Below are 6983 nucleotides of genomic sequence, written 5' to 3' on the forward strand. Positions count from 1 at the left end.
CGCGCCGGCCGCCCCCGCCGCCTGCGCCGACTTCTACGGCCATGCCAATGCGGCCTGGCTGGCGCAGAACCCGCTGCCCGCCAACGCCGACCGCCTGAGCCGCTGGGACCAGCTGGCCGCGCTCGGCCAGGGCCAGCGCGACCAGGTGCTGGCCGCCACCACGGCGCCGGCCGGCGCCACCGTGTCGCGGCACCTGGCCGAACTGCTGGCCAGCGCCGAAGACGAAGCCGCCATCGAGGCCGCCGGCCTGAAGGCGATCGAGCCGCTGCTGCGCACCATCAACGGCATCCGCCGCTCCCGCGACGTGATGCCCGCCATCGTCGCCCTGCACGCCGCCGGCATGTCGGTGGTGGTGGACCTGAAGGTGCTGCGCGACGCCCAGGGCAATCCCTACGCCCAGCTGGGCCCGGGCGGCTTCGGCCTGCCCGACGCCGGCTTCTACGCCTCGGCCGAACCGGAAGTGCAGGCGCTGGCCCCGCGCTACAAGGCCGCGCTCGCGGCCTGGCTGCAGAACAGCGGCAGCAAGGCCGGCAAGGCCGCCGCCGAGGCCGAGCAGGTCTGGCAGATGGAATCGGCCCTGGCCCGCGCCACCGCCGCCGGCACGCCGTTCCAGGTGATGGCGATGAAGGACGCCGACAAGGTCGCCGGCAGCCTCGACCTGGGCGCCCTGCTCGCCGCGCACGGCCTCAAGGCCAGCCAGGTCGCGCTGACCGGCCCGGCCTTCTTCCGCGCCGTTGACCAGCTGCTGGCCAAGTCCAAGCCCGAGCAGTGGAAGACCTACCTGCGCGCGCAGGTGCTGCGCGAAGCCGCCCCGACCCTGGGCCAGGCCTTCCACGGCCCCTGGGCCCAGCTCTACGAAGTCACGCTCGCCGGCCAGGCCGCGCCGACGCCGCGCGCGGTGCGCGCCCGGCAGATGCTGCTCGAGCGCCTGCCGGAATTCCTGGACGCCGCCTACACCGAACGTTTCCTGCCGGTGCCGCGCCAGCGCCGCGCCCAGGCGATCGCCGAAGAAATCCGCGCCAGCGCCCTGCGTTCGCTCGACCGCGCCGCCTGGCTCAGCGCCGACGGCAAGGCCAAGGCCCGTGCACGGCTGGAAGCCATGCACGTGCAGGTGGGCCTGGACGTGCCTTCGAACGTGTTCGACGACCTGGTCTTCCGGCGCGACGACCTGCCGGGCAACGCCATGGCCCTGCGCCGCTGGCTGATGAAGTACGCGCTGGTGCGCGCCCGCTTCGCCTGGCCGGCCGAGCAGTGGCAGCCGCTGGTGGCCTGGATGCCGAAGGAAAACCGGCTCGTGGTGACCGCGTCCACGCTGCAGCCGCCGGTGATCGGCGACGGCAACGACGCGGCCGACTACGGCGGTTTCGGCGCCCTGCTCGGCCAGCAGCTCGCGCTCTCGCTGCAGGCCTGGGACGGCGCCGACGCCACCGCCTGGGGCAAGCGCGCCGCACCGCTGGTGGCGCAGTACAACGCCTACTCCGCCACCGGCGGCGCCACCCGCGTGAACGGCACCCGCAGCTTCGCCCAGAACCAGGCTGACCTGGCCGGCCTGGAGTTCGCCTGGGACGCGCTCAATGCGCAGGGCACGCCCGACACGAAGGCCGCGCAGGCCTTCTTCACCGGCTGGGCCGGCCTGTGGGCGCGCCAGGACAAGGCCACCGCGCTCGCCGCGGCGCAGGCCACGGCCAACCATGCGCCGGCGAAGTGGCGCGTCAACGGCCCGCTGGCCAACTTCCCCGCCTTCGGCCAGGCCTTCGCCTGCAAGGGCCGCGTGGCGATGCAGAAACCGGCCAAGGAGCAGGTCTCCCTGTGGCGCTGACGTGAATCCTTTTTTCCCCGGACAGCGCTGGTTCTCCAGCGCCGAACCCGAGCTCGGGCTCGGCACCGTGCTTCGCCTGGCCGGACGCCAGGTGCAGATCGTCTTCACCGGCTCGGGCGTGGTGCGCATGTACGCACTGGGCTCGGCGCCGCTGCTGCGGGCGGTGTTCCGCCCGGGCGAGCGCATCCGCGTGGGCGGCCAGGACAAGCTGGTCGACCGCGCCGAGCTGCGCGAGCAGCTGATCCACTACGTCTGCGGCAACGACTGCCACGCCGAGGGCGAGCTCGACGCCGAACAGCCGGTGTCGCAGGCCGATTCGCGCCTGCTTTCGGGCCGGGTGGACCGCAACGACCAGTTCGAATTCCGCCGTGAGTGCCTGCAGCGCCGCGCCGAAGCGCGCGCGCACCCGGGCTGGGGCGTGCTGGGCGCGCGCATCGACCTGGTGCCGCACCAGCTGCGCGTGGCCGAGGCCGCCGCCTCGCGCCGCCCGCCGCGCCTGCTGCTGGCCGACGAAGTGGGCCTGGGCAAGACCATCGAAGCCTGCCTCATCGCCGCCCAGCAGCTCGCCAGCGGCCGCGCCCGGCGCGTGCTGGTGCTGGTGCCTGAGAGCCTGGTGAACCAGTGGTTCGTGGAACTGCTGCGGCGCTTCAACCTGGCCTTCTCGATCTACGACGAGGAGCGCTGCGAATCGCTGGAGATGACCGAGCCCAAGGCCAACCCCTTCGAGGACGAGCAGTGCGTCATCGCCTCGGTGGACTGGCTGGCCAGCCACGAGAAGCGCGCGCGCCAGGTGCTGGCCGCGGGCTGGGACCTGCTGCTGGTGGACGAGGCGCACCACCTGGTGTGGACGCCGGAGTTCGCCAGCCCGGGGTATGCGCTGGTGGAAGCGCTGTCGGCGCGCACGCCCGGCCTGCTGCTGCTCACCGCCACGCCGGAACAGCTGGGCCTGGGCGGCCATTTCGCCCGCCTGCGCCTGCTCGACCCGGCGCGTTACACCGACCTCGACGCCTTCCGCGCCGAATCGCGCGGTTACGTGGCGCTGTCGGCGCTGGCCGAGCGCCTGCTCGAGCGCGAGGCGCTCACCGCCGGCGACGTGCAGGCGCTGGCGAAGCTGTTCCCGGGCGAAGACGACCACCTGGCGCGCCGCCTCGGCCGCATCGCCGAAGGCGACGACGGCGAGCGCGAGGCGCTGCTGGCCGACCTGGTCGACCGCCACGGCACCGGCCGCGTGATGGTGCGCAACCGCCGCGCGGCCGTCGGCGGCTTCCCCACCCGCATCCCGCACGTCGAGCTGCTCGACGCACCGGAAGACCCCACCCTGCTCGGCCGCCTGCGCGCCGAATTCGCGCACGACGTGGGCGACACCGACGACGAGCCCGAACACGATTACGCGAAGGACCCGCGCCTGGACTGGCTGCTGCGCGTGCTCGACGAAGTCGCGCCCGGCAAGGTGCTGCTGCTGTGCCGCTCGCGCGCCAAGGTGCAGGCGCTGGAGGAAGCCCTGCGCCTGCGCAGCGGCATCGCCGTGGCGCGTTTCCACGAAGACATGAACCTGCTGCAGCGCGACCGCAACGCCGCCTATTTCGCCGACCCGGAAGGCGCGCGCCTGCTGGTGGCCAGCGAAATCGGCGCCGAGGGCCGCAACTTCCAGTTCGCCCAGCACCTGGTGCTCTGGGACCTGCCGCTGCACCCTGACATGCTGGAACAGCGCATCGGCCGCCTCGACCGCATCGGCCAGCGCGGCGACGTGCACCTGCACGTGGCGGCCGTGGCCGGCAGCGCCCAGGAAGTGCTGCAGCGCTGGCTGCACGAAGGCCTGGACGCCTTCCGCGGCGTGCTGGCCGACGGCCGCGAGCTGCTGCGCGCCTTCGGCGCCGAGCTGCTGCAGCTGGCCACCCAGGACGCCGACGCGCGCGAGCCGGCCCTGGGCGAACTGATCGCCCGCAGCCGCGACAAACACGCCGAGCTGGCCCGCATCATCGCGGAAGGCCGCGACCGCCTGCTCGAACTGGGCAGCCGCGGCCACGGCGACCACGACGGCCTGCGCCGCGCGCTGGCCGAAGACGACGCGCACGCGGCCATGGACGACTTCCCGCTGCGCCTGTTGGAAAGCTTCGGCGTGCACAACGAACCGCTGTCGGCCAACACCTGGCTGCTCGACCCCGAGCACCTCACCGTGGACGGCTTCGAGGAACTGCGCCAGGGCCCGCGCGCCTGCACCACCGACCGCGCCACCGCGCTGTCGCGCGACGACCTGCTCTACCTGCGCCCCGACCACCCGCTGGTGCTGTCGGCGCTCGACCTGCTGGTGTCGGGCGAAAGCGGCAACGCCGCCTTCCTGGTCGACGACAGCCTGCCGCCGCGCACCGTGGTGATGGAAGCGGTGAACGTGCTCGAGTGCGTGGCCGAACGCGGCCTGGACATCGAGCGCTGGCTGCCGCCGGCGCCGCTGTCGGTGGCGGTGGACACGCGCCTGCAGCTGCGCCCCGATTTCGCCCCGGGCGAACGCGCGCGGCTGCGCGCCGGCGACCGCGTGTTCGACCTGGGCCCGCAGCGCAAGGTGCTGGCGGCGCTGGTGCCGCCCATGCTCGAGCGCGCGCGCGACGCGGCCAACGAAGCCGCGCGCCTGCGCATCGAAGAAGCCGTGGCGAAGGCCGGGGCCTGGCTGGGCGCGGAAATCACCCGCCTGCGCGCCCTGGCGCGCGTGAACCCGGCGGTGCGCCCGTCCGAGATCGCCGCGCTGGAAGCCGAACGCGACGCCGTGCTGGCCGCCCTGCCCACGGCGCGCCCGCGCCTGGACAGCCTGCGCCTGGTGGCCAGCACCGACTTCCTGCAGCTGCGCCGCTAGGCCTGCGCCTGGCGGCCTCCCCGCCCACACCGCCGCCCCTTGTAGGAGCGGCTTCAGCCGCGAAGCCCTTCGCGAAAAGCTTCGCGGCTGAAGCCGCTCCTACAGCAGAAGCAGGGCGCCGGGCGTGCGAAAAAAGCGTCGCTCGGGCTCAGCGGACCAGGCGCGGCCCGCGCGGTTTGAACGGCGGCTGGCCGCGCCAGTAGCGGATCATCAGCCAGGCCACCAGCATGCCGCCAAGGAAGCCTATGTGCGCCAGTCCATTGCTCGAACCAAACACGCCGAAGACGAGCTCGAAGGCCACCAGTGCGATAACGAGATTGCGCATCCGCATAGGGATCGGCGGGATCAACAACATCACTCGCTGGTTCGGATTGAGGTAGGCCACGGCGAACAGGATGCCGTAGAGGGTAGCGTTGGCGCCCGCCACTGGCGCAAAAGGCAGAAAGCCCGCGGCATGGCCAATGCTGATCAGCAGCAACTGCAAAAGCCCGCCACCGAGCGTCACGGTGAGCAAGAATTGGCTGTACTTTCGCGTGCCCCAGATCTGCTCGAGCTGCGCACCGAAGAACACCAGCGTCAGGCCAAGGAAGAGCAGGCCCCCGAATCCCGGGTTGATCAGCACGTGCGTGACCAACTGCCAGGGCATAAATCCAAGGCGCACGATGTCGCCGCCCGGAGCGAACACCGTGGCCTCGCCTAGTGGCCACAGCATCAGTTGAGCCATTGATTCGCGCGGCACCAAAAATGGGAGTACGAGCAGGCCAACTACGCCCCACAGCAGTTTGATCGTCAGGGGAGGCAGGTGCATGGGCCCTCGGCTTGGTCCACAATCGGGTGTCCATTTTGCACACAAGCCTCCGGGTTGCGCGAGTAAATGACCTCCAATGAAATCGACGACCTCGTCCAGGCCCTGATCGCATCGCCGGGCAACGAGATCCTGGCCGGAATGGTGCTGCGCGCCTGTATTGATGCCGGCGATGCGGAGCGGCTTGCCTCCGTCCTGGAGGTCGAGGGCACCTGCTTCGATGCCCATACGGCCCTGGCCGAGGCTGGCGCGGCCCTGCTCGCGCGTGAGGGTCGGCTGGACGAGGCGCAGGCCCTGGCGCCGACGGGCAGCGCCACGGCCAGTCTTGTGAAGGCCCGCCAGTTGCTTGCTGCGGGCGACCGTGCCCGCGCCCGTGAGGCCTACGACAGGGCCCTGGCCGTGAACCCTACGATGGACGACCCCGGCTTCGCGGCACAACTCGAAGGAAAGGTGGTCTCGCTTGGCCAAGCGCGGCGGAACGGCGTTACAAGCGTTGCCAACGACGACACCGGTCGCGAGGAAGCCACAAGGCTACTTCAGCCAGTGGCAGAGCGAATCGGATTTGGCGCCGTTGGCGGCCTCGATGAGGTCAAACAGCAAATCCGCCGGCGCATCATCACGCCTTTCCTAAAGCCTACGCTGTTCGACCGATTCCGTCGCCGTGCCGGTGGAGGCATTCTCATGTATGGTCCGCCTGGCTGCGGAAAGACACTGCTTGCCCGCGCAACTGCGGGGGAATGCGGAGCCACCTTCCTGAACGTAGCCATCAGTGACGTGCTCGACATGTACATCGGCGAATCGGAGCGCAAGCTGCACGCGCTGTTCGAGCATGCCCGCGAGCGCGCACCGGCCGTGATCTTCTTCGACGAGGTGGAGGCCCTTGGCGGCAAGCGGCAGCACTCACGCGAGGCCGGCACGGCAAAGCTGGTCAGCCAGTTCCTCACCGAGCTAGACGGGTTTGCCCAAGGCAACAACGGGGTGCTGGTCCTGGGCGCCACCAATGTGCCGTGGGCAGTGGATGCCGCCTTCCGTCGCCCAGGCCGGTTCGACCGCGTGCTTTTCGTGCCTCCGCCGGACCAGCCGGCGCGCGAGCAGATCCTTCGCCTTGAGCTTGCAGGGAGGCCCAGCGAGGCTGGCATCGACGTCGCTTCCCTGGCCAGGCGTACGCCCGGCTTCTCAGGCGCCGACCTCAGGCACCTAGTGGAAACGGCGGTAGACGAGGCCATCGAGGAGTCGATGGATGCCGGGCGCGAATGCCCGCTCTCCATGGCTCATCTCGAGCGAGCCTTGGGGCAGTTGCGCCCTACGACGCTCGAATGGCTGACGACGGCACGCAACCACGCACGCTACGCAAATCAAGGAGGCCAGTACGACGAAGTCCTGGCATTCCTGGACCGACACGGCAAGCCGTAATGAGCACCGTGCGCTATGTGATCCCTGACGAGCCGCGCCCGACGGCGCTGGCGAGCTGGGTGGTGAACCCGGTCTGGCCTTTTTTTGGTTCTTCACCG

4 protein-coding genes are annotated in these 6983 nt (G+C 70.9%); 3 read left to right on the plus strand and 1 reads right to left on the minus strand.

What is annotated here, in order from left to right:
- The coding region (locus N790_RS03335; protein ID WP_043800707.1) for a M13 family metallopeptidase at positions 1 to 1819 on the plus strand (1819 nt) is incomplete at its 5' end.
- A gap of 1 nt (position 1820) precedes the next feature.
- A complete protein-coding gene (rapA, locus tag N790_RS03340; RefSeq protein WP_043800710.1) occupies positions 1821 to 4667 on the plus strand; it encodes an RNA polymerase-associated protein RapA in 2847 nt (948 codons plus the stop codon).
- A 148-nt stretch (positions 4668 to 4815) separates the two neighbouring features.
- Here rapA and N790_RS03345 read toward each other — a convergent pair whose 3' ends face one another.
- Entirely contained in the window at positions 4816 to 5475 is a 660-nt protein-coding gene (locus N790_RS03345; protein WP_043800713.1) for a rhomboid family intramembrane serine protease, read from the minus strand.
- A 66-nt stretch (positions 5476 to 5541) separates the two neighbouring features.
- On the opposite strand from N790_RS03345, the gene N790_RS03350 reads away from it, so the two are divergent.
- Positions 5542 to 6885, plus strand: a complete 1344-nt coding sequence (locus tag N790_RS03350) for an ATP-binding protein (protein ID WP_043800715.1) — start codon at positions 5542 to 5544, stop codon at positions 6883 to 6885.
- Positions 6886 to 6983: the final 98 nt, after the last annotated feature.

The organism is Arenimonas malthae CC-JY-1 (assembly GCF_000747075.1).
Lineage (GTDB): Bacteria > Pseudomonadota > Gammaproteobacteria > Xanthomonadales > Xanthomonadaceae > Arenimonas > Arenimonas malthae.